The following is a 23817-nucleotide window of genomic DNA, read 5'->3' as shown; positions in this document are numbered from 1 at the left end:
AATTAAACGAAACTTTTGAACGGAAAAGCATATTACATAAGATCAATTAAGGAGTCGTCTGTCGGCCTATGAAAGAATCACTGAAACGAATCGTGGAAAGTGCACGGTTCAATACATTTATCACCATTTTAATTGTTTTTAACGCGCTTCTCGTCGGACTGGAAACCTATCCGGAAATTGCACAAAATTACGGATCCTGGCTGCTCGTTTTGGATATCATCATTCTGGCTTTCTTCGTCTTGGAGATTCTTGCCAAGTTGTTCGCATACCGGACGGAATTTTTTAAAAATGGCTGGAATAATTTCGACTTTATCATTGTCATGGGGAGCCTTATTCTGTATAACTCGCCGTACATCAGCGTGCTGCGGATTTTCCGTGTGCTGCGAGTGCTCCGGACCGTATCGACCATTCCGTCCCTGCGCCGTGTCGTGACGGCCCTGTTCATGGCGATTCCGACCATCACGAGTGTCATTTTGCTGATGTCGATCATTTTTTACGTGTACGCAGTAATCGGCACGTTCTTTTATGCGGATATTGAGCCTGAATTCTTTGGGGATCTTGGATTATCACTTATTACCTTGTTTCAGATTTTCACGTTGGAGTCTTGGGCAAGCGGTATTTTCCGTCCCGTATTTGCAGAGGAGCCCTGGTCTTGGCTTTACTTTATTTCATTCATCATCGTTTCGACGTTCTTGATGATCAACTTGATCGTCGGGGAAATCGTCAACAACGCCCAGAAAATTTCGGATGAAATCGATAAAGAAACAGCCGAGCTGGAAGGAATCAAAGAAGATACATCTGAAATCGATGACTTGAGAAAAGAAGTTGGTGAACTGAAAAGCATGATCCAAACGCTCGTCGACCGGAAGTAAATAACAAAAAGAGAAGCTGCCCAAGTCGGGCAGCTTCTCTTTTTTAGTGGGATCAGACTTTCGGCAATTGGTTGACGAGTGAAATGAACTCGCGGGAAACGTAGGGCACGTAGCGATTTTTCGCCATGATGATGCCTAGGCGCCACGGGAATGTTTGGGTCAAAGAAATTGTCCGGAACGGCCCGTCTTGAACACGGTCGCAAATCAGTTTCGGCATCAAGGTGACGCCCAGGTTTTTTTCGACCATGCCGACGATGAAATCCCATTGCGAGCTTTCATAAGCGACTTTCGGTTCGAAGCCTTCGCTTCGGCAAAATTCAATCGTCCGGCTGTTTAACGTGAACTCCTTGCTGAGGAGCAGAAAGGGATCGTTGCGGAAATCGATCAAGTTGCGCAAGGGTTGATCGGCAAGCGGATGGTCTTCGTGGACGAGCAGTTTGATTTCCTGGTCGACAAACGGCAGGACATCAAAGCGTTCTGCATCTACCGGCAACATGACAAAGCCGAGGTCGACTTCGCCTTCGAGTAACTTTTTTTCCACTTTCTTGGCACCGTCTTCGACAAGAATGACGGTCACATCGGGATAGCGGGATTGGAATGCGGCAATGATCGTCGGGAAAAACAAGGTGCTGATGACAGGAGGAAGGCCGATTGTGATTTTGCCTTTATTCAAGCTCATGACATCATACAAAGAAGAAGACAAATCGTCTAAACTGTTGACGATTTTTTGAGCTTGGACAAATACGACCTCCCCGGCATCGGTTAAACGCACTTTTCTCGAGGAACGATCGAACAGCGATACGTCCATTTCTTGTTCCAGGTTTTTGACCATCTTGCTTAGTGTTGGCTGTGTGACATGAAGAGCCTGTGCTGCTTTTGTGAAACTTTTATGTTTGGCAACTTCTATAAAATAACTGAGTTGTCGAATATCCATATTTAATCTCCTTATCTATAACGAATATCTATGAAAGCTATTATTATTATTCATTTTACCTATCGTAAACTACGTTGTATAGTAAAAAAAGGTTTTCGGACTAAATATTTAGATAATTCAACAATTCTTTTCAGGGAGAAAAGTAAGCGGTTCCAAATTGTTCAAAAAACCGTAACACATTCAAAAAGGGGGAATTACCATGTTAAGTATGATTGGAATGGTTGGAGGACTTATTTTACTTATTGTTTTAACTATGAGAGGCGTGAACTTGCTGATTGCAGGTCCACTATCAGCTTTGTTCGTCGCGGTTCTCAGTGGCTTGCCGTTGTTTCCGCAAATGGTAGGTGAAGGGGAAGTGAATCTGCTCACAAACTATATGGGCGGCTTCTCCGGATTTATTACCTCATGGTTCCCGATGTTCTTGCTGGGTGCCATCTTCGGTAAAGTTATGGAAGATACAGGGGCTGCAGACAGCGTTTCCAAATGGCTAGTAGGAAAATTCGGTTTGTCAAGAGCGGTATTGGCCATTGTCATTGCCTGTGCGGTATTGACTTACGGTGGAGTTAGCTTGTTTGTTGTTGCTTTCTCGGTTTACCCGATGGCGCTTAGCTTGTTCAAACAAGCGAACCTGCCACGCCGCTTTATCCCGGCTGCTCTTGCTTTAGGATCTGTAACATTTACGATGACTTCTGCCGGATCACCGGAAATTCAAAACTGGATTCCGATTGAATATTTAGGCACTAGCCCATATGCCGGCTGGGAAGTCAGTATCATTGTAGCTGTATTCATGGCATTCTTCGGCTACTGGTGGTTGAAGCGCATGATCGATAAAGCAGTGAATAAAGGAGAGCAGTTTGAATCTCGTGCAACTGATCCTCAAATGACAGATCGCGATTTGCCGCATCCGATTACTGGCTTGATTCCATTGCTTGTTGTATTGGCTGTTTCATTCATTTTCCATGATTCTCTTGGAACTTCTGCTTTGATTTTGGCATTGCTCGGCGGGGTTATCACAACGTATCTATTGAACATGAAGTATTTCATCAATCTTGGAAAAGCATTAACAGACGGAACAATCGGGGCTTTGATTGCTATCGGCAACACGGCCGCAGTTGTTGGGTTTGGCGGCGTCGCAAAAGCAGTGCCGGCGTTCCAAGTGGCAGTTGATGCTATGACGAACATCCCAGGAAGCCCGCTGATCGGTGGAGCTGTGGCGGTCAGTGTCATCGCAGGTTTGACAGGTTCTGCATCCGGTGGACAAGTTATCGCTTTGCCGTTGATCGCGCCGCATTATATCGATATGGGCGTCAACACAGAAGCACTTCACCGGACAATCGCCATTTCTTCCGGTGCGCTCGATTCCTTGCCGCATAACGGTTATGTTGTAACGACGATTCAAGGGATTTGTGGTGAGACCCATAGAGCAGCTTATGGTGCAATGGGTGCCGTGACGGTCATCGTGCCGCTCATCGGATTGACGATTGCAATCATCCTGTTCACATTAGGACTTGGACTTTAAAATTTTAATTGGAGGGACTCATTATGGTAGATAAGAAAGTAGTATTGATCACTGGTGCCGCGAGCGGCATCGGTTATGAAATCAGCGCCGACTTCGCAAAAGAAGGCGCAAAAATCGTTCTGACCGATATTAACGAAGAAGCGGTGCACAAAGCGGCGGAAGAATTGAAAAATCAAGGTTTCGACTGCATCGGCATCAAATGTGATGTGACGAGCGAAGACGATATAAAAGCTGCAATCGACAAAACGGTCGAAACATTCGGCTCACTGGATGTCTTAATCAATAATGCAGGGATGCAATATGTCTCACCGATTGAAGATTTCCCGACAGAAAAATATGAATTGCTCATCAAAATTATGCTCATTGCGCCGTTTGTCGCGACAAAGCATGCGTTCCCGATCATGAAAAAGCAAGGGTCCGGCCGCATCATCAATATGGCCTCGATCAATGGGCTCGTAGGATTCGCAGGAAAAGCGGCTTACAATAGCGCGAAGCACGGCGTAATCGGCTTGACGAAAGTCGCGGCACTCGAAGGCGCCGAACACGGGATCACCGTCAATGCGATGTGCCCAGGCTATGTCGACACGCCGCTCGTGCGCAATCAGATGGCCGATTTGGCGAAGACGCGCAATGTTTCACTCGAGAGTGTTCTAGAAGAAGTCATCTATCCATTGGTTCCACAAAAACGCTTGCTGTCGGTCCAGGAAATCTCTGACTATACAATGTTTCTTGCGAGCGACAAAGCCCGCGGGATTACTGGGCAAGCAACGGTTCTTGACGGTGGCTATACAGCACAATAAAAGCACGGCGCTAAATGCGCCGTGCTTTTTGCTTTTATTGGCTCGCAGTCAACAGCGGGCGATTAAGTTTATTCATCAAAGAAGTTTTCGGCGATTCCGAGGAACAAGCGCACCTGTTCCACATTCGGGGCATGGCCTGAACGTTTGAATTCCAAAAAGCTGGCATGGGGAGTCAGTCGTGCGGTTTCCCGTCCGCTGTCCGATGGGTTCAACTCATCATAGCGCCCGCTGATGACCAAAGTCTCAGCTTGGATTTTTTGAAGTTCGTGGCGCAAATCAAAGCTCTCTAACGCACGGGATGCGATGCCTTGCTGCTCTAATGTCAATTGAAGGCTGTTTTCTGCGGTCTTTTTCTGCCATTTCTTGACTGCCGTTAAACGGTGGTACATAAAGCTCTCTGCATTTGCTAGTTTATCGCGGATCGATAAACCGTCGAATTCTTCTGGATATCGGTCAAATAACTCCGTCATGGAAGATTGTTCGCCGAAGGATTTGGTCGCGACCAATAATAATTTCCGGACGCTTTCAGGCCGTCTCGCAGCCAGTCCTTGTGCGATGTAACTTCCCATGGAAATGCCGAGTACATCGGCCTGTTCAAGCTGGAGATGATCCAGTAAAGCGATGGCATCTTGGATGTGGTCTTCTAGTGTATAAGATTCCTGTTTGCCCGAATGGCCATGGCCCCTGGAATCCATTGCAATGACGCGGCGCTTTGTTCCGAAAAAATTGATTTCGCGGTAAAACATCGCCGAACTGCTCGTCAGGCCATGAAACAAAATAAGCGGCCTGCCGTGACCGGTGTCTTCATAATATAAGTCAATATCGTTCGCTTTAAATAGGGGCATAAATTTGTTCCTCTCTTTTCTATCTATAAGAATACTATACCTCCACATAACAAGCGCAAACGGATTTCCGTCTGCGCTTGTTAGAGTTCATTCGGTTTTAGCCTTTTGTTTTTGCCATTTGTCGATAAAACTGAACAAAGCAGCAAGCAATAAAAACATGCTTAACGTCGTGTACCAGGGGAATTGTGAAATGGCTCTCCCGAAAGCGGTGTAGAGCATGGCCGGGGCGATCAATCCAAGTGCGGAATAATACATATATTCTCTTCGCGTTTGGGTCATTTCCATCAGATAAAATGACAAAATGTGAAAGTGGATAAACGGCATGATTCTTAAAATCATCACTTGAGTGACGGTAAGATTGCGGTCCGGGAACAATTTGTCTTTTAAAATTGCGAGCTTAGTGCGGAAGCGTGGAAATTCATTGATCAGCATATAGGAAACAAAGCTCATGAGCGTCAACCCAATAAAGGAGAGGATGGCTCCTTGAACAAACCCGAAAAGAAATCCACCTACTATGCATACTGCAATGACCGGCAGGAACAATAACGGCCTGATCAAGTGCAGCACGATAAACAGCAGCGGCGCCCAAAGTCCTGCCTGGTTTATGAAATTTTCGAGCGTTTGTTCGAACTCCGTTAAATCCACAGGTTTTTCCGCCTTCCATCTTGCTTACTAATAAGGAAGAATAAGCGAAAAAGCAAGGAAAAGCAAGGAAAAAAGCAAGGTTTTGTTTGATGGTGATTGTTTTAAGGGTATTAAAAAACATCTAAAAAAACATATGTATAGATTGTAGAAATATTTGTTTCAGAGAAAAAGGAGAGGGTTTTTATGAAAAGAAGCTTGAAAATCGCCAGCGCCTTTATCGGTATTGTGGTTGGTGCTGGCTTCGCTTCAGGACAGGAAATTTTGCAATACTACACCAGTTTCGGTTATTGGGGGTTGGCAGGCGTCCTGGTCGCAACGGCATTGTTCGGCTATATCGGAATGATCTTAACGCGTCTCGGCAGCCGGATGCAAACGACTTCACACGAAGATGTAGTATACCGCATCAGCGGGAAATGGCTCGGCAAAGTCATCGATTATACATTGATTTTGACCTTGTTTGGAATTTTAGTTGTCATGATTGCTGGAGCCGGATCGATTTTTTCCCAGCAATTCGATTTTGCGCCAGCATTCGGCCGCACGCTCATGATTGCGCTCGTCATCGTGACGATCATGATGAACGTCAAAAAAGTCATCACCGTCATTTCTAGCATTACGCCGTTTTTGATTTTGATGGTCGTGGGAATCGCCATTTACAGCGTCGCGACAATGGACGGCAGTTTCGCTTCATTGGATCCAGTCGCGAGAGAACAGCTGTCGGCTACACCGAACTGGCTGTTGTCGGCGGTTAACTACGTGTCGCTGGCGATTGCACTAGGTGCATCGATGTCGCTCGTCATGGGCGGAGCCGAAAAAGACGAGAAAGTGGCTGCCCGTGGAGGATTGATCGGTGGACTTGGATTTGGTTTTTTGATTTTGCTCAGTTATGTGGCAATATTCGCGAAAGTGGATGTAGTCGGCGAAGCTGATTTGCCGATGCTTGCCATTGGGGACAATATTTCACCGCTTCTCGGCATCATTATGGCTATCGTCATTTTTGCGATGATATACAATACCGCTGTCAGTATGCTGCTGTCGTTTTCTGCGCGTTTTACGGAAATGGGCACGAAGAAGTTCCGGATTTTCGTAATCATTGCAGGGCTCGCAGCATTCGCGCTCAGTTTTCTCGGGTTTACGGCATTGGTCAACTGGCTCTACCCGGCAGTCGGTTATCTCGGTCTGCTTCTAGTCGGCGCGTTGATCTTGGCAGATATCCGCAAAGTAGGCCGAAAAAGCAACGCATGAGAATATCAAAAGGCCTTCTATTCAGACAGAAGGCCTTTTTGGTATAGTGAAGGAAACAAAGGCAAGATAATGAGGAGGGACACGATGAATATTTTAATAGTTGGAGCGGGAGCGATGGCTTGTTTGGTTGGCGGGAAGTTAAAGGCACAAGGAGAAGAGGTCCGTCTTTATAACCGGCTCAATGGCCACGTGGAGGCGATCAATCGCCAAGGCCTGCAGATTGTCGAAAAAGATAACTCGGTCACGCAGATTAAACTGGAAGTGATCCAGGAGCTCCCGCCACAAGACCGTGTGGATGTGCTCCTCGTACTTCTCAAAGCCCAGGCGAACGAAGCGGTGCTCGGCAAATTGCGCGGCACACTCAAGGATGAGACGGTCATCGTCACGATGCAAAATGGCATTGGCAATGCCGAGACCATCCAACAGCTGTTCCCTGAAAACATGGTCGTGTCTGGAACGATGGGGCACGGGGCGAGCGTCGAAGAATATGGCACGATTTTGCATAGAGGCTGGGGCAAAAATTATTTAGGAAAAGTGGCGGAAGGGCCTGCCGCGGAAGTTCTTAAAGGTTTTTCTCGTAAGCTCAGCGATGCCGGGTTGAAAACGGAACTATCTTCAGATGTGCAAGCGGTCATTTGGAATAAACTATTTGTCAATGCTGGATACAATTCAATTACGGCTTTGGCGCGACTGAAAAACGGAGACATTATCAATACGCCGGACGGGGAAGAGTTGCTTCGTTCTGTCATCGAAGAAGCGGTGCTCGTCGCTCGGGCGGAATCAGTCCACGTGGACGCGGAGGCGGTAGTCGAAGAATGTCTGCGGATGGGCCATCAAGATATCGGCGGCAATAAATCGTCGATGCTCATGGATGTGTTGAAAAAACGCAAAACGGAAATCGATGTAATCAATGGCGGCATCGTCAAACTCGGAAAAAAACACGGTATAGAAACGCCTGTCAATTCGGCGATGACCCATCTGATCCGGGTCATCGAACAAAATTATAAAGTACGCATCGAAGAGCAAAGCATGCAAAAATAAAACCACTTGCCGATTTTCGGCAAGTGGTTTTATCCTTTAAGGCAAGTATTTCCGGATAATCGGCTGCATTCGATACCCGAACAAACCCGCAAAGACTGCAAGCAGGATGTCTTTGGGCAGGGGCACGGCCATCCAAGCCCATGCCATGCCGTAAGTAAAGCCGTCTGGAGCAGCGAACCAGAATTTATAAGCCGCATACATCCAGTTCGTTCCGAATAAATAATTGATTGCGGTGGCCACAAGCGCAGCCAGTATAAAGCCTTTTTTGGAAGGAACTTTTGAGGCGATCCAACCAGCTGCATAGGCGGTAAAGATGTATGAAACGATAAAGCCGAATGTCGGCGAAATCAAGGTGTCCATGCCGCCGGAGAATTGTGCGAACACGGGAACACCGGCAAGTCCGACTAATGCATAGACGATCATGGCAGCCGCACCAAGCCGTTTGCCGAGCAGGATGCCTGCGAGTATTGCGAAGAATGTTTGCAGCGTAATCGGTACGCCGCCGACGACTAAAAATGCGGAAATATTGGCGCCGATGGCCATTAGTGCTGAGAACATGGCGATGTGCACGAGCGTTAATGTGCGGGAATGATTGCTGGATCTAGTTACTGAAGTTGTCATTATTTACCCTCCACTTACTATGTACTAAATCGAGTATAGTAAATCGGTTATTTTAAGTCAACCTTATTTTAAAAAAGGTTAACACAAAAAACCCTGTGATTCTTTTCCAATATTCCGTATGATGAAAAGAAAAACGCATAACAGTAGAAAGAAGGCGAGTCCATGACGGAATGGTGGAAGCAGGCGGTCGTGTACCAAATCTATCCGAGAAGTTTCATGGATGCAAACGGAGACGGCATCGGCGATTTACGGGGAATCATCAGCAAGCTCGATTATTTAGCAGAACTCGGTGTCGACGTATTATGGCTTTCTCCGGTGTATGATTCACCGAACGACGATAATGGCTATGACATCCGCGACTACCAGAAAATCATGCAGGAGTTCGGGACGATGGAAGATTTCGACCAGCTGCTTACGGAAATACATCAGCGCGGAATGCGGCTCGTCATGGATCTCGTCGTCAATCATACATCTGATGAGCACGCGTGGTTCACGGAACATCCGGACTATTATATTTGGAAAGACGAGCCGAACAATTGGCGCTCGTTCTTCAGCGGCTCCGCCTGGGAGTATGATGAAGTGAGACAGCAATACTATCTTCACTTGTTCTCCAAAAAGCAGCCCGACTTGAACTGGGAAAATGAAGCGCTGCGAAAAGAAGTTTATGGGATGATGCGTTGGTGGCTCGATAAAGGTGTCGACGGTTTCCGCATGGACGTCATCAATATGATTTCAAAAAATCAAGCATTCCCGGACGGTGTCGCTGGCGATGGCACGCCACATTTTTTGAACGGACCGCGCGTCCATGAGTTTTTGCAGGAAATGAACCGTCAAGTACTCGTCGATTACGATATTGTCACGGTGGGCGAAATGCCGGGGGCGACGACTGATGACGCCAAACTTTACACTGGGGAAGGCCGCAAAGAACTGAACATGATCTTCACATTCGAACATATGAATTTGGATCAGGGGCCGTCCGGGAAATGGGATTTACAGCCGCTGCGTCTCACCGACTTGAAAGAAAATCTGGAAAAGTGGCAAGTGGCGCTGTTTGAAGACGGCTGGAACAGCTTGTATTGGAACAACCACGACCAACCGAGGATTGTCTCACGTTTCGGGAATGATGGACAGTACCGGAAAGAATCGGCGAAGATGCTCGCCACGTGCCTGCATTTCCTGCAAGGGACGCCTTATATTTACCAGGGCGAAGAACTCGGCATGACCAATGTGGCGTTTTCGTCGATCGATGACTACCGCGACATCGAGACTTTGAATATGTACAATGAAAAGCGTGCCCAAGGTGTACCCCATGAACAATTGATGCATGCCATCCGCATGAAAAGCCGCGACAATGCGAGAACACCAATGCAATGGGATACATCGGAAAATGCCGGCTTCACAATAGGGGAGCCGTGGATTTCGGTCAATCCGAATTACCGGGAAATCCATGCGGAGAAACGGCACGAGCCGGATTCGGTGTTTTCCTATTACCGGCGATTGATCGCGCTTCGAAAAGAACTCGCGGTCATGACGGAAGGCGATTTTGAACTATTGCATCGGGAAGATGAAGAAATCTTTGCTTACATGCGCAAAAAGATGGATGAAACGGTGACGGTCTACTGCAATTTCTCTGAAACATCACGCGAGTTGCCTGTGCCGACAGGCCGCGTGTTGATCGGGAATTATCCGCCGGGGGAAATTCAGGATGTCGTCTTGCTTAGACCATATGAAGCCTTGTGTTTTTACGACGGCATACGAGAAATAGAACGACTGGACGGGTGAAGGAAAGGAGAGGATGGAATAGATGAACACAGTAATCGGAGTAGATATTGGCGGCACGAAAATCCGCATGGGCGTAATCGATGCAGACGGACAGATACTGGCGGAGCGGCAAGTTCCTACAGAGTTTCCGCTGTATCCGCATTTGGAAAAGCAAGTGCTGTTGTTTCTGGCAGAGCACAGGGACATTTCGGCAATCGGCATTGGCACGCACGGATTTGTCGATTCCAAAGCCGGGCGCATCGTCTTTGCGGGGGATATGCTTCCGGGCTGGACGGGAACAGAAGTGAGAGCTCTGCTGGAGAAAGCGACCGGGAAACGCGTGGAAGTCGAGAACGACGCCAATTGCGCAGCTCTTGCGGAAGTGAAGTTCGGTGCAGCAAAAGGCCTTTCACGCGTTGTCTGCATCACGCTCGGAACCGGGCTCGGCGGCGGGATCATTTGGGACAACAAACTGATCAGCGGGGGGCCACACGGCGGGGCGGCAGAGCTTGGCCATATGGTATTATATCCGAACGGAGCGCGCTGCGGGTGCGGGCGGCTTGGCTGTGCAGAGCAGTATGTTTCCGGAACGGCGATCAAGCGGCGCATTAAAGAAGCCGGACTGTCACTTGCGCCGCTGGAACTGTTCGAACGAGCAGCATCAGACGCACAAGCGCGAGAGCTTGTAGAACAATTCGCAGAGGATTTGGCGATTTACATCAGCACCTTGCAAGCTATTTTCGATATGGAAATGCTCATCATCGGCGGCGGGGTATCCGAGTCAGCTGGGGCGTGGTTCGATGAATTGCAGCGCCAGTTGGAGAAAGTGCTGTTAAATCCGCTCTCGGTAGAAGTGGCTCAATTCGAAAATGATGCCGGTATGCTAGGGGCTGCGTTGATCGTTTTGGACAGTTAAAAAAGATCGGAAAAAAATAGTTGAAAATTATAAAAATAGATTGTGCATGGCTCGAACCAGAAGGCGCCGAACTATTGCTCGCCAACTACGAAGACCGCGATATGCATCAGCTCAAACCGTATGAAGCACGCGTTTACAAGTTGCGCAACTAAATGAATTAAACACCAGGGGCAGCTATTCCTCTGTTACTTTCATCAAAATCAAAAAAAGCTTTTCCCGACCTGCCAAGAGGCTCGTCGGGAAAAGCTTTTTTCATTCAAATCCAGGCTTTTTCAAAAGCTTGAAAATATTGTTCTTATATTCTTCAACGCCCGGCTGATCGAACGGGTTGATGCCGAGGAGATAAGCGCTATAGGCGCAGCTCAGCATGTAGAAGTACAGCAAATGGCCGATCTGTTGCTCATCGATGCGATCGATCGTGAGGCTCAGCTGCGGCACACCGCCCGATAAATGGGCATTCGCTGTGCCTTTATGGGCGATATGGTTGAATTCCTGTAACGACAAGCCGGCAATATAGTTCAATTCATCGCCGTCTTCTGGCGTCTCGAAAATCTTCAAGTCTTCTTTTGCTTCTTTTACGAGCAGGAAGGTTTCAAACAAATTGCGCTGGCCGTCTTGGATGAATTGGCCGAGCGAATGAAGGTCCGTCGTAAAGACGACGGATGCCGGGAAAGTGCCTTTGCCGTCTTTTCCTTCGCTTTCGCCGAATAATTGCTTCCACCATTCCTGAACGAAGGAAAGCTTCGGCTCAAAAATGGCGCTCACTTCTGTCGTATAGCCCTGTACATACAGATGGTGGCGGATTGCGGCATATTGGATTGCGGTATTCGACTCGATGGCCGTTTCTTGGTAAACGGTTTCCGCGTCCTTCGCGCCTTCTAGTAGTTGTCGGATCGAATGTCCGGCAGCGGCAATCGGCAAAAGCCCGACTGCAGTGAATACCGAATAGCGTCCTCCGACATCATCCGGCACGACAAAGCGCTCATAGCCTTTCGTTTCGGCCAATTGACGGAGTGCTCCCTGTTCTGCGTCTGTCGTCACAATAATGCGTTCGGCAGCACCGACACCGTAGCGCTGTTCCATGTAATCGCTCAGAAAGCGGAAAGCGATCGCTGGTTCTGTCGTTTTGCCCGATTTCGAAATGATGTTGACGACAACGTCTTTGCCGTCGAGGTAAGCAAGCAATTGCTTCAGATATTCGCCGCTCACTTGATGGCCCGCAAACAGCACTTCCAGCTTGTCTTCTTGCGGGAAATACGGCTCAAGCGAGGACAACACCGCTTTCGCTCCGAGGTAGGAACCGCCGATTCCGATGACGACGAGCACATCCGCTTGTTTTCGGATGCGCTTCGCCGTGTCTTCGATTTGTGTGATGAATTCATCCGACACCGAAGACGGCCAGTCGAGCCATCCGAGAAAGTCCGAGCCGGCTCCTTTTTTGGCATACAAATCGTCCTGGATTTGCTGCAAGCGTGTTTTCATGTTGAGATCCATCGCAGATTCGATGGCTTCAGAATACGTTAACTTAACCATAAGCACCCTCCTATTCTTTTGTTACTGATTTTACCATAAAGCGATGAAGGAAGAGGGGCGAGAAGGGAAAAAGTGCTCTATTTTTAAAACGGAGGAATTTGGTTTTGCTTCGCTGCCACTTATTGGTAAAATAGAGGGGAACTTCAATTAGTGGGATCATCCTTCGCTGAATATTAGTTAAAACCAATGTTACTGGCTATAAAATCGGAATAAAGAAAATAACTGGAGGTTATTGGATGAAACTATACATAGGAATGGCTATCGGTGCAGGCGTGCTATTTATGGCAGGATGCCAGCCGCAGCCGTCGCCAGAAGATCGGTTGAATGAATATATCGGGCATTGGAATGAGCAAGATTTCACTGTCATGTACGGAGAGTTCTTGGCACAAGGCTCCCGGGAGGCATTTCCGGCAGAAATTTTTGTTGAACGCCAGCAGCAGTTGGTGGAAGATTTAAACATTGAGAATCTCGAAGTCAGCTTTACAGCAGCAGGAGAAGATCCCGAGTGGGACGAAGAGGAGCCGGCTGACTTTCCGATTCACGTAAAAATGGAGACGCTTGCGGGACCTGTCGAATTCGACCATTCTATTTCACTCCTTCATGAAGAGCAAGAAGGTGGGGAAACTTGGTTTGTCGACTGGGATCCATCATTAATTTTCAAAGAACTTGAAGAAGGTGATGAAGTTGTGGTGCGGACAGAAGCGGCCGAGCGCGGTGAAATCTTGGACCGTGAAGGCCGTGGTCTTGCAATCAACGGTACCGGCTATGAACTGGGCGTTGTCCCGGAGCGGCTGGAAGATGAAGGGAATCTTCAGGAAGCGGCTGAGCTTTTGGGATTGACGGTCGAGTCGATTGAAGAAAGCTTGAGCCAAAGCTGGGTTCAGCCGGATCAGTTCGTGCCTTTGTCCAAAGCGGCAAAATCGGATGAACAATTGATTGCTGAAGTCGATGCAAGTGACGCAGTCACTTACCGTGAAACGGCGATGCGCGAGTATCCATACGGCGAAGCATTCGGCCATTTGACCGGCTATATCGGTTCCATCACAGCTGAACAATTGGAAGAGCTGCAAAGCGAAGGCTACGGGGCGAATGATTTGATTGGTCGCCAAGGGATCGAGCGCCGGCTTGAAGAGCGTTTGCACGGTGACAACGGCGTGCGCCTGATGATTCAAAAGCAAGCGGAAGGAGTAGGGAATGTCCTGCTCGCAGAACAGGAACCGACAGCGGGAGAAGATGTTGAACTGACCATCGATGCGGAACTGCAGACTGCGGTTTACGACTCGATGCAAGGCGAACCGGGGACGGCAGCCGCCGTATCTCCGGAAAATGGGGAAACATTGGCACTCATCAGTTCGCCAGGTTTTGACCCGAACGAATTTATCGCTGGGATGAGCGGGGAGCGCTATACGGAACTGTCGGAAGATCAACTGAATCCATTGTTTACGCGTTTCGCTGCGCGCTATGCACCGGGCTCAACGATCAAGCCGGTCACAGCGGCGATCGGCATGGAAGCAGGCACGCTCGACCCCGCACAAGGGTTGGAAATTAACGGGCAGACGTGGCAAAAAGACAGTTCCTGGGGTTCATACCGTGTATCACGCCTCCACCCGGAAGCACCGAACCCGATTGATTTGAACCGTGCACTCGTTTACTCGGACAATATTTATTTTGCGAGGCAAGCTTTGGATATGGGGACAGACACTTTGATCGATGGCTTGACGAGCTATGGTTTCGGGGAAGAATTGCCGTTTGCGATTGCGCTGGAGAGCTCACAAATCTCTAATGACGGCAGCCTTGGATCGGAAGGGCAATTGGCTGATACTTCATTTGGCCAAGGGCAAATGCTCGCCAATATTTTGCATCTCGCCTCGACATACGAACCTTTTCTGAACGGCGGCACGATTTATGAGCCGACCCTCTATGCCGATGAAGAAAAAGGCGCAGTGTGGAAAGAAGGCTTGATCAGCGACGCTAATGCAACAGTGCTGCGCGACAGTATGCGCAATGTGATCACCGATGGCTATGCCCAGTCGGCGGATATCGATGCGGTGCCGATCGCCGGGAAAACTGGAACTGCAGAACTTAAGGGTGCGCTCGGTGAAGAAGGGCAGGAAAACGGCTTTTTCGTTTCCTATCACGCCGAGCAGCAGGATTTCATTTTGGCTATGATGATTGAATCGATCGAAGAAAATGGCGGCAGTGATTATGTCGCAGGGTTTTCTGCCAGCGCCATGGAGCAGTATTATCGGAATAATTGATGAAAACCGTCCGCTTTAACAGCGGACGGTTTTTGTTGTTTTCGAGAAGAGGAATTTCGCGGAAAAGGGCGTATAATGTAAAGAAAGAAAAGTTGTTTGGGGCCTTTGTGAGCACTTCAATTCCGAATTAGCAGGAAGAGGGCGATGAGCTTGAAGAACACATGGTGGAAAGAAGCGGTTGTCTATCAGATCTACCCGCGCAGTTTCTTTGATACGAATGGCGATGGCGTCGGAGATTTGAACGGTGTAAGGGCAAAGCTCGATTATTTGCAGGAACTTGGTGTTGATATGATTTGGCTATGTCCGGTGTATAAATCGCCGAATGTTGATAATGGCTACGACGTCAGTGATTATCAGGACATAATGGATGAGATGGGCACGATGGAAGATTTTGACCGCCTGCTCGAAGAAATCCATGCACGCGGCATGAAGATCATGATGGATTTGGTGTTGAACCATACAAGCGACCAGCATCCGTGGTTTCGTGAGTCAAGGTCTTCCCGTGACAACCCGAAACGCGATTGGTATGTTTGGCGCGATCAACCGACAAATTGGGAAGCCATTTTCGGCGGGCCGGCATGGACGTACGACCCGAAGACGCAGCAATATTATTTTCATTTGTTTACGAAAAACCAAGTCGATTTAAACTGGGAAAACCCGGAACTTCGGCGCGCGGTGTACGATATGATTTTATGGTGGCTGGATAAAGGCATTGATGGATTCCGTGTAGACGCCATCAATCATTTGAAAAAAGATTTTACCGACATGCCGAATCCGGATGGGTTGGACTATGTGCCGGCGTTGGAGAAAATGACGAATGTGGAAGGCATCCAGGACTTGCTTGCAGAATTGCGGCGAGAAACTTTTTCGAAATATGATGTAGTCACAGTCGGCGAAGCAAATAGCATCAGGGCACATGAAATCGGCGAATGGATCAGCGAAGCGGATGGCAAGTTCAATATGATTTTCCACTTGGAAGCGCACGATGAAGCGTGGGATGAAGACAGCGTGGGAGGGGTCGATGTCGACGATTTAAGAATCATCCTCGATCGCTGGCAGCGAAGTGCACACGGCATTGCCTGGAATTCCTTGTATCTCGAAAATCATGACCGGCCACGTACCGTGTCCACGTGGGGAAATGACCAGGAGCATTGGTGGGAAAGTGCCACAGCGCTCGGCTGCATGTACTTCTTTATGCAAGGGACGCCGTTTATCTACCAGGGCCAGGAAATCGGTATGACCAACGCCCCATTCGATGACATTAGTATGTACCGGGATATCGAAACGAAAAACATGTATCGCTATAACCGCCAAAAAGGCGTCCCCCACAAGGACTTGATGGCGACCATCCAAAAAATCAGCCGTGACCATGCTAGAACTCCAGTGCAATGGAATGGCGAAAAAAATGCCGGTTTTTCAACTGGCACGCCGTGGATTCCAGTCAACCCGAATTTTAACTGGTTGAATGTCGAAGCACAGCAAAAAGACACACAATCGGTCTTGTCTTTTTATAAGAAGATGATTCGCTTGCGCAAGCAGCACAAAACGCTCGTCTATGGCAGTACACATCTGACATTTTTGGAATGTCCATTCGTCTATGCTTATACGAGGGAGCTTGGCGAGGAACGGTTCCTGGTCGTTTCGCATCTGGATGATAACACCTGTTCGTGGTGGAGCCCTGTTGAAGGCGAATTGCTGTTATCCAATTACGACAGTCATGTAGACGGGAAATTACAACCATATGAAGCGAGGGTATATCGTTTGGAGTGAAAGCCGCTTATTGAGCGGCTTTTTGTCATGTAAGAAACAAGATGGCTGTTCTCAAAAAGCGTAAAAAAGCATATAGACCTACGTAAATAGACCTATTAATGGTTTGTGAACCCTTTGGTGAAGCGTATTTTCCCAATTACGTAATCTAACCTTCTCTGCTAGATTTAAACTATGGCAAAAGACGCAAGGCAATGAGCGGGACGCCGCTTATGAACCGGATGCCATAAAAAATCTATTCGGAAAAGGGGATTCGAAAGATGAAAAAATCGGCTAAGTTCATTACGACAGCATTACTCGCAGCAACCATGCTCGTACCGGCAATGGGAGTTTCCGCAAATGAAGCTCCAAGCACACAAAATAATGAGAAGATCCGCGTGCTCGTCGACATGCCTGGCAAAAAAGAGCAAGATCAAGCGAAAGACCGCTACGGCGTCCACTGGGATTTCAATAGTGAAGGCTTTACAACGAATATGACGGAAAAGCAATACGAAGCACTGAAGAAAAATAAGAATGTCTCCATCGAAAAAGTTCCGGAGTTCACGGTAGAAACGACGACGATCGAACCACAGGCGCGCTATAAGACAATGGCCGCGTCCCAGTCCACTCCTTGGGGCATCAAAGCAATTTATAATAATAACTCCATCACCAAAACGACTGGCGGAGCTGGTATTAACATCGCCGTTTTGGACACAGGCGTCAACACAAGCCATCCGGATCTTGCGGCAAATGTAGAGCAGTGCAAAGATTTTACAGTCGGAACTAACGTCCGCAACGGTACATGCACAGACCGCCAAGGACACGGAACGCACGTAGCAGGTTCTGCACTGGCTAACGGCAACGGCGGATTATACGGCGTAGCACCGCAATCGGATCTTTGGGCATATAAAGTATTGGGCGATAACGGTTCTGGTTCTGCCGATGACATCGCTCAAGCGATCCGCCACGCAGCGGACCAAGCTTCTGCACTGCGCACAAAAGTTGTCATCAATATGTCTCTCGGCTCTTCAGCTGAAAGCAGCTTGATCACCAATGCAGTGAACTATGCATACGGAAAAGGCGTCTTGATCATTGCAGCTGCCGGTAACTCTGGCCCCAACCTTGGAACAATCGGTTTCCCTGGCGCTTTGCAAAATGCAGTAGCGGTTGCAGCGCTTGAAAACGTTATCCAAAACGGCACACACCGCGTAGCGGATTTCTCATCCCGCGGGTATACACAATACGCTGGCGATTATTCCATCGGCAAATTTGATGTCGAAGTTTCAGCGCCAGGCGCGGCAGTGTACTCGGCTTGGTATGATGGAGGCTACGCGACAATCAGCGGAACGTCCATGGCATCCCCTCACGTAGCAGGCCTTGCAGCAAAAGTTTGGGCAGCAAACCCGTCTGCGACGCATACGCAAATTCGCGGAGACTTGCAAAACCGTGCTTATAATAACGACATCTTATCAGGCTTTTATGCAGGTTATGGAGACGATGCCGCTTCCGGTTTTGGATTCTCCCGCCTACAATAAAATTCAGTCGAAAAAACAAGCCCAGCAGTTACTGCTGGGCTTGTTTTTATATGTTATTATTTATATATTCTGCCAAAGAAAGGTGAGTTTATGAACATCGGTTCTGTGATTAAATACTATCGACTCAAGCACAACTTAACACAGTCACAGCTCGCTGATGGCATCTGTTCTGTATCGCATCTCAGTAAAATCGAATCCAACACGTACACGCCCCATGAAGATACTTACGAAGCATTGCTTTCCAAAATGGGTGTGCAATTAAAAAAAGAACTCGAGCACCAAAAAAGGCTCGAACAGCAATTGGGCCGCTTTATCGACTGTTCGCTTCATTATGATCTGGACAATTTGCAATCAATGTATCAAGAACTCGCGAAAGTGGATAGTTATTTACAATCTACGGACCTTGTCACTCAATATGAGTTGTATAAATTCCGCTATTATTTGCACGCTAAGCAATATGATAAAGCAAAAGAGCAGCAAAAAATGCTCGACAAGCTGAAGGCGTCATTTACAGCACCTGAACTTTGGATGAGCCAGTTTTTTCAAGCAATCCAATTCAGTTCTCTAGGCCAGTATAAAGATGCTATGACCTTAATGGACGAATTAGATCAAGGGTTTCACAGCATTCCACAAAAATTAGAAGGTGAGTTCTATTATCAAAAAGCACGTATTTTATTATTATTCGACCGCTTAGAGTTATCTGCATATTATGCGGAGCTTGCAGTGCGTGCATATCAGATGCAGCACAATTATATCCGCCTTTTGCATGCGCAATTATTGCTGGCGATTAATTACACAAGGCGCAATTTAATTACCCAAGCTGCAAGCCTATACGAAGTCATCAAGCGAAATGCAATGGTGACGCATCAGGATGAGCTTTATCAGACGGTTCTATACAATTATGCCGAACTGCTGAAAAGCCAAAAGCAGGACAGCCAGGCAATAGAATGGTTTGAAGAGCTGAAAGAGGCTCTAGAGCCAGGCAGTTATTTGTACAAGGCGGTAGTCGTGAATTTATTAGAGGTCAAACCGATGGGTGAAGAGGAAACAAAGCTGTTGACCGGAAAATTACGCATGGCAGGAACACCGAAAGATGAGGAATACTTTAAGATTTATAGTGATTATTATGAGAAACGGAAATTTTCCCAACAGGAACTTTTGAACTATAAAGAAGATAAAATGTTCCCATTTTTCAAAAAATATGGTTATATTAAAGATACGAGACAGCTATCTGAAGATCTTGCCTTCCATTATAAAGAGGAGGAAGATTGGGAGAAGGCCTATTATTACCAAACCCAATTCATAGAAAATGGTGGTGAATAGACATGGATAAAAAGAAAGCGGTAATGGGGGCTCTATTGGCTATGCTCCTTGCAGTCACGGTTGGATTGCCGCAAGTAATAGCGGCTACAGAAACCACACAAGGTACCGTTACAATCAACGGTCCACAAGTGTTGCCTCCGCTTTAATAATAAGGTGATAATGGAAAAACCTGCCTCCTTGGCAGGTTTTTCTTTGTGAAAACAGATCTCTTTTCCCATTTCTAACGAATGATTTCATGTGGCTCTGTAGTTTGTAACTCATCAGTTAATAAATGAAAAGAATCTGCTGTCGCTTCTTTTGTATACTGACCCCTCAGTTGGGTAGACTAGTAAGTAGAAAGAAGGAGGGGTGGCGATGTATAAAAAGCAGCAATATGTATTCAGGGACGGATGTCCGGTATTGGTGACGATACGGACGTACACGGAAGAAGACTTCGCTGGCTTGATCGAAGTGCAGCGCGAGAGCTTTCCGCCGCCGTTTCCACCGGACTTGTTATGGAACGAACAGCAGCTCCGAAATCACATCACGCTTTATCCGCAAGGAGCGATTTGCGTGGAAATCGATAGTGAAATTGTCGGTTCGATGACTGGGATGTTGACGAATTTCGATCCTGCTCATCCCGAGCATACATGGGAAGAAGTGACCGGTGAAGGATCTATCCGCACACATGACCCGGATGGGGATTCGCTGTACGTGGTCGACATTGGCATCAAGCCGAAGTTCCGCAAACTCAAACTCGGACGGCTGCTGATGGAAGCGATGTATGAACGGGTGGTTGTGGACGGTCTGGAGCGGCTAATCGGCGGCGGGCGGATGCCGGGCTATCACTTGTATGCAAAGGAACTGACTGCGGAAGAATACAGCGAGAAAGTGCTGGGCGGTGACTTGCGTGATCCGGTCATCGGCTTCTTGCTGAGCTGCGGCCGCATGCCGGTGTCGGTCGTGCCGGATTACTTGGATGACGGGGAATCACATAATTATGCTTTATTGATGGAATGGCAAAATCCGTTTCATAAAAAATAAGTTCTGATTATTCGGCCATTTTCTTTTTTGGACCGCATGATTTTGCTATACTTGCAGAAACGAACTAGGCGCGGAGGAGATCATATGCAACTGACCGTGCAAGATGTCTTGGATTATGAATTGCTTGACGGGGCGATAGTTTGCACCGCAAAGGACTATGCAAAATCCCGCCCGGTACACTGGGTATCGGTAATGGAGATGCCGGTGGAAAATTTTGTGCGCCGCAATGAACTTGTATTGACGACTGCAATGGGGTGCAAAAATGATTTGGAGACCTTTCGTGGATTCGTAAAGGATATCATCGATTCAGGTGCAGCAGCACTAATGATCGCGATGGGGCGGCACGTCTACGAAATTCCTAAAGAAATTATGGCACTTGCTAAAGAACATGATTTTTTGATCGTCGAATTGCCGTGGGAGCTGCGCTTTTCGACGATCATTGAAGAAGTGATGATCAATTTGAACGATTTGCACCAGCAGGAGCGGCAGCGCTCGGAACAAGTGCAGCAAGACTTGTTGAAGCTTATTTTGGCGGATGCAGAGCTGGGGAAAATCGCTGCCTATATCCGGCGCGAGCTGGGAAGTGCGTTGCTTATCACAGACTCCCATGGTGTGATTCAAGCAGGGGCTGGATTTTCCCATGCAAAAATCGGAGCGTGGGAAGAGCTTGTCGAAGCGGGAACATTTCCAATCCGGGAAGCGAGTTCCAAGTCGAACCGCGACCCGATGGTCCAAAAATTCCGGACTGGGGAAATGGCTGGCCGAAAGCTCGTCCAAGTGCCGGTATTGCGAGTGTCGGAAGAACCCCAAGGCTATTTGTTTGTCGAATTGCCGGAAGCTTCGGCAAAAGAGCGGCTCGATGTCTTTATGGTCCATGTGCTCGAGCACGCTTCAACAACGATTTCTTTATGGCTGTCCCGGCAGAATGCAGTGGAAGAAACGAAAGCGGCGCTGCGCATGGATTTTGTGCGCGAACTGGCGCATGGCGAATTCTCTTCGAAAGAGCAGGCGGCCTCGCGTGCTCGTGCACTCGGCTACGACCTGGACCTTGCATATGTCAGCTTAGCGGGCTATCCCGAAAATTTCCGTGAATTATTTGAAAAGCGGGCGCCGGGCGACAACTCCTACACGGATTGGTCGAAAAGCATGATCGCTTATATAGAAGAAGAGATATATTACGCTGCGCATGCCATGAAGCGCACGATCATGATGAGTTTTGCGAATGGGCGCTTGATCATCTTTTTGGAGAAACCACCAGAAAGCGAGCAGGAAAACCAAATCAATTTTCTTGACTTGATCGAAAGACGCTTAGGAAATCTATTGCCGGAAGTGGTCATTTCCTGGGGCATCGGCGATTTTTCTGAAGGCTTTGAAGGATTCAACGAAAGCTTCCAACATGCCCTGACAGCGCTGGAGATCGGCCGAATGAAAAAAGGGGCGGGCCACCGCACGGATTACCGGGATACCAGTGCAGACCGTTTGCTTTTACAATTGGCGAAAACAGAAGGGATGAAGGATGTCATCTTGTCCACCATCCAACCGCTTGTCGACTATGACCGGCAACGGCAAATGGATTTGATCGGCACTTTCTCGGCTTATAATCATTACCAGGGCAATGTCAGCCAAACGGCCCGTGCATTGAATCTCCACCGTCAATCTTTGCTTTACCGCCTTCGCAAAATCGAGGCCTTGACGGGATTGTCGCTCGTCGATCCGGATGATTTGTTCCTGCTGGAATTATGCGTCAGAACATATCGCATCCATGCTACAGAAGAAAACGAATTATAAGCCAAAGTCTTCCACCGGGGAGGCTTTTTTTCGTGTTGAAAAAATTGACTGAAGAGTTAAGCGCATTTTCATACAATGTGACGGATGCTTAAAAAGGCAATAAGCAATTATAGTGGATACACAGTGAATAAATTGATTATTTCGACTTTATTCGTGTACAAGAAGGAGGGGATTCCCCATGTCGTTTGGAACTGCAGAATATCAGGGGCGTATCCGGAAAACGAAGCAGCGGATGGCGGAAAAAGGCATTGAAGTTTTGCTCATCACTGACCCTGCAAATATGAATTATCTGTCGGGCTACGATGCTTGGTCGTTTTATGTCCATCAGATGCTCATCGTCATTGAGGATGAAGATCAACCATTATGGGTTGGCCGTATTATGGATGCGAACGGAGCGAAAATCACCACCTGGCTTTACCACGACAATATCATTGCGTACCCCGAAATCTATGTCCAAACAGAATTGCGCCACCCGATGGATTTCGTGGCAGAGATTTTGACGCAAATTGGGCAGGATCGGCGCTCAATCGGCGTTGAAATGGAAAATTATTACTTTACCGCCAAATGCTTTGCAAGTCTGCAAAAAGGATTGCCGAACGCCTGTTTCCACGATGCCACTTCGTTGGTGAACTGGGTGAGGCTCGTGAAATCCGACACCGAAATCATTTACATGAAACGTGCAGCGCGCTTTTCGGAAAAAGCGATGGCGGCGGGCATGGAAATGATTGGGGAAGGCGTGCGGGAATGCGATGTCGCGGCACGGATCCTGGAGGTGCAGGTGAGGGGCACAAAAGAACACGGCGGCGATTATCCGGCGATCATGCCGCTGTTGCCTACGGGCGAACGGACGGCAGCTCCCCATCTGACATGGACCGATAAGCGTTACAAACAAGGGGAGTCAGTGACGTTGGAGATATCCGGCTGCTATAAGCGTTATCATTCCCCGCTTGCCCGCACTGTTTTTATCGGAACTCCGGACGCAGACCTGCAGCACCTCGCTGAAGTGACGACAGAAGGAATCAATGAATGCCTGGCGATGATCAAACCGGGCATATACTTGGAAGAAGTGTGCGACACGTGGACCAAAACGATCGCCCGCTATGGCTTCGAAAAAGAAGCGCGCATCGGATACTCGGTCGGCTTGAATTACCCGCCGGATTGGGGTGAACATACGGCGAGCATCCGTAAAGGCGACCGCACTGTGCTCGAGCCGAATATGGCGTTTCATATGATTCCAGCGATGTGGTTCGAACACTCGGGCTTTGAAGTGAGCGAAACTTTCCGCGTGACAGAAAGCGGGTGCGAAACGCTGGCGAACATGCCAAGGGGCTTGTTTACGAAAGGGCATTTGATCGGCTATCAAGGCGGCGCATAATCAATAGTTAAAAGAGCAATAAGCATTCAAACAATGCCAT

At 48.0% G+C, this 23817-nt stretch carries 20 protein-coding genes; 15 read left to right on the top strand and 5 right to left on the bottom strand.

From position 1 onward, the window contains the following. Window positions 1-68 precede the first annotated feature (68 nt). Window positions 69-872: an ion transporter gene (locus J7E21_RS11560; protein ID WP_215107817.1), complete on the top strand. Its 804-nt coding sequence runs from the start codon at window positions 69-71 to the stop codon at window positions 870-872. 52 nt (window positions 873-924) lie between these two features. Here J7E21_RS11560 and J7E21_RS11555 read toward each other — a convergent pair whose 3' ends face one another. After that, window positions 925-1806 (bottom strand): LysR family transcriptional regulator, encoded by an 882-nt coding sequence (locus J7E21_RS11555; protein ID WP_215107815.1) that lies wholly within the window; start codon window positions 1804-1806, stop codon window positions 925-927. Between the two features lie 199 nt (window positions 1807-2005). On the opposite strand from J7E21_RS11555, the gene J7E21_RS11550 reads away from it, so the two are divergent. Both J7E21_RS11550 and J7E21_RS11545 read left to right on the top strand, forming a co-directional pair. Then, window positions 2006-3325, top strand: a complete 1320-nt coding sequence (locus J7E21_RS11550; protein WP_215107813.1) for a GntP family permease — start codon at window positions 2006-2008, stop codon at window positions 3323-3325. A gap of 23 nt (window positions 3326-3348) precedes the next feature. Continuing rightward, window positions 3349-4125 carry a 3-hydroxybutyrate dehydrogenase gene (locus J7E21_RS11545; protein WP_215107811.1) on the top strand — a complete coding sequence of 259 codons (777 nt, stop codon included), beginning with the start codon at window positions 3349-3351 and terminating at the stop codon, window positions 4123-4125. A gap of 68 nt (window positions 4126-4193) precedes the next feature. On the opposite strand, the gene J7E21_RS11540 is transcribed toward J7E21_RS11545, so the two are convergent. Continuing rightward, window positions 4194-4970 carry an alpha/beta fold hydrolase gene (locus J7E21_RS11540; protein WP_215107809.1) on the bottom strand — a complete coding sequence of 259 codons (777 nt, stop codon included), beginning with the start codon at window positions 4968-4970 and terminating at the stop codon, window positions 4194-4196. A gap of 87 nt (window positions 4971-5057) precedes the next feature. Next, window positions 5058-5615: a TVP38/TMEM64 family protein gene (locus tag J7E21_RS11535; protein WP_215107807.1), complete on the bottom strand. Its 558-nt coding sequence runs from the start codon at window positions 5613-5615 to the stop codon at window positions 5058-5060. A gap of 183 nt (window positions 5616-5798) precedes the next feature. Here J7E21_RS11535 and J7E21_RS11530 point away from each other — a divergent pair, with 183 nt between their 5' ends. Continuing rightward, window positions 5799-6857 (top strand): YkvI family membrane protein, encoded by a 1059-nt coding sequence (locus tag J7E21_RS11530; protein ID WP_215107805.1) that lies wholly within the window; start codon window positions 5799-5801, stop codon window positions 6855-6857. 84 nt (window positions 6858-6941) lie between these two features. Continuing rightward, entirely contained in the window at window positions 6942-7898 is a 957-nt protein-coding gene (locus J7E21_RS11525) for a ketopantoate reductase family protein (RefSeq protein WP_215107803.1), read from the top strand. Between the two features lie 36 nt (window positions 7899-7934). On the opposite strand, the gene J7E21_RS11520 is transcribed toward J7E21_RS11525, so the two are convergent. After that, window positions 7935-8519, bottom strand: coding sequence for a biotin transporter BioY (locus J7E21_RS11520; protein WP_215107801.1), 585 nt, complete (start codon window positions 8517-8519; stop codon window positions 7935-7937). 162 nt (window positions 8520-8681) lie between these two features. Here J7E21_RS11520 and J7E21_RS11515 point away from each other — a divergent pair, with 162 nt between their 5' ends. From J7E21_RS11515 to J7E21_RS16435, 3 genes are read left to right on the top strand one after another with little or no spacing between them, the layout of a single operon-like run. Then, window positions 8682-10301 (top strand): glycoside hydrolase family 13 protein, encoded by a 1620-nt coding sequence (locus tag J7E21_RS11515; RefSeq protein WP_215107799.1) that lies wholly within the window; start codon window positions 8682-8684, stop codon window positions 10299-10301. 22 nt (window positions 10302-10323) lie between these two features. Next, window positions 10324-11196: an ROK family protein gene (locus tag J7E21_RS11510; RefSeq protein WP_215107797.1), complete on the top strand. Its 873-nt coding sequence runs from the start codon at window positions 10324-10326 to the stop codon at window positions 11194-11196. 20 nt (window positions 11197-11216) lie between these two features. Beyond that, complete coding sequence (locus J7E21_RS16435; protein WP_285228748.1) at window positions 11217-11348, top strand: hypothetical protein; 132 nt, start codon at window positions 11217-11219, stop codon at window positions 11346-11348. Between the two features lie 100 nt (window positions 11349-11448). Here the strand turns inward: J7E21_RS16435 and J7E21_RS11505 are convergent, their stop codons facing one another. Continuing rightward, window positions 11449-12735, bottom strand: a complete 1287-nt coding sequence (locus J7E21_RS11505; protein ID WP_483313494.1) for a glucose-6-phosphate isomerase — start codon at window positions 12733-12735, stop codon at window positions 11449-11451. Between the two features lie 230 nt (window positions 12736-12965). Between J7E21_RS11505 and J7E21_RS11500 the strand changes: the two genes are divergently transcribed. The 7 genes from J7E21_RS11500 to J7E21_RS11470 all read left to right on the top strand — a co-directional run bounded on the left by J7E21_RS11500 (window position 12966) and on the right by J7E21_RS11470 (window position 23777). Next, a complete protein-coding gene (locus J7E21_RS11500; RefSeq protein ID WP_215107793.1) occupies window positions 12966-14987 on the top strand; it encodes a penicillin-binding transpeptidase domain-containing protein in 2022 nt (673 codons plus the stop codon). 144 nt (window positions 14988-15131) lie between these two features. Then, entirely contained in the window at window positions 15132-16757 is a 1626-nt protein-coding gene (locus J7E21_RS11495) for a glycoside hydrolase family 13 protein (protein WP_251047966.1), read from the top strand. A 257-nt stretch (window positions 16758-17014) separates the two neighbouring features. After that, the gene (locus tag J7E21_RS11490; RefSeq protein WP_215107792.1) at window positions 17015-18268 is read left to right on the top strand and encodes a S8 family peptidase; all 1254 of its coding nucleotides are present in this window, start codon (window positions 17015-17017) and stop codon (window positions 18266-18268) included. Between the two features lie 90 nt (window positions 18269-18358). Further along, window positions 18359-19591, top strand: coding sequence for a helix-turn-helix domain-containing protein (locus J7E21_RS11485; protein WP_215107790.1), 1233 nt, complete (start codon window positions 18359-18361; stop codon window positions 19589-19591). Window positions 19592-19945: 354 nt separating this feature from the next. Continuing rightward, window positions 19946-20614 carry a GNAT family N-acetyltransferase gene (locus J7E21_RS11480; protein ID WP_215107788.1) on the top strand — a complete coding sequence of 223 codons (669 nt, stop codon included), beginning with the start codon at window positions 19946-19948 and terminating at the stop codon, window positions 20612-20614. Between the two features lie 84 nt (window positions 20615-20698). Further along, a complete protein-coding gene (locus J7E21_RS11475) occupies window positions 20699-22402 on the top strand; it encodes a PucR family transcriptional regulator (protein ID WP_215107786.1) in 1704 nt (567 codons plus the stop codon). Between the two features lie 178 nt (window positions 22403-22580). Then, entirely contained in the window at window positions 22581-23777 is a 1197-nt protein-coding gene (locus J7E21_RS11470) for a M24 family metallopeptidase (RefSeq protein WP_215107783.1), read from the top strand. The last annotated feature ends 40 nt before the right edge of the window (window positions 23778-23817 follow it).

The organism is Planococcus sp. ISL-109 (assembly GCF_018613655.1).
Lineage (GTDB): Bacteria > Bacillota > Bacilli > Bacillales_A > Planococcaceae > Planococcus.
The sequence above is the reverse complement of the archived record's forward strand: the minus strand, read 5'-3'. Positions and strand labels throughout refer to the sequence as shown.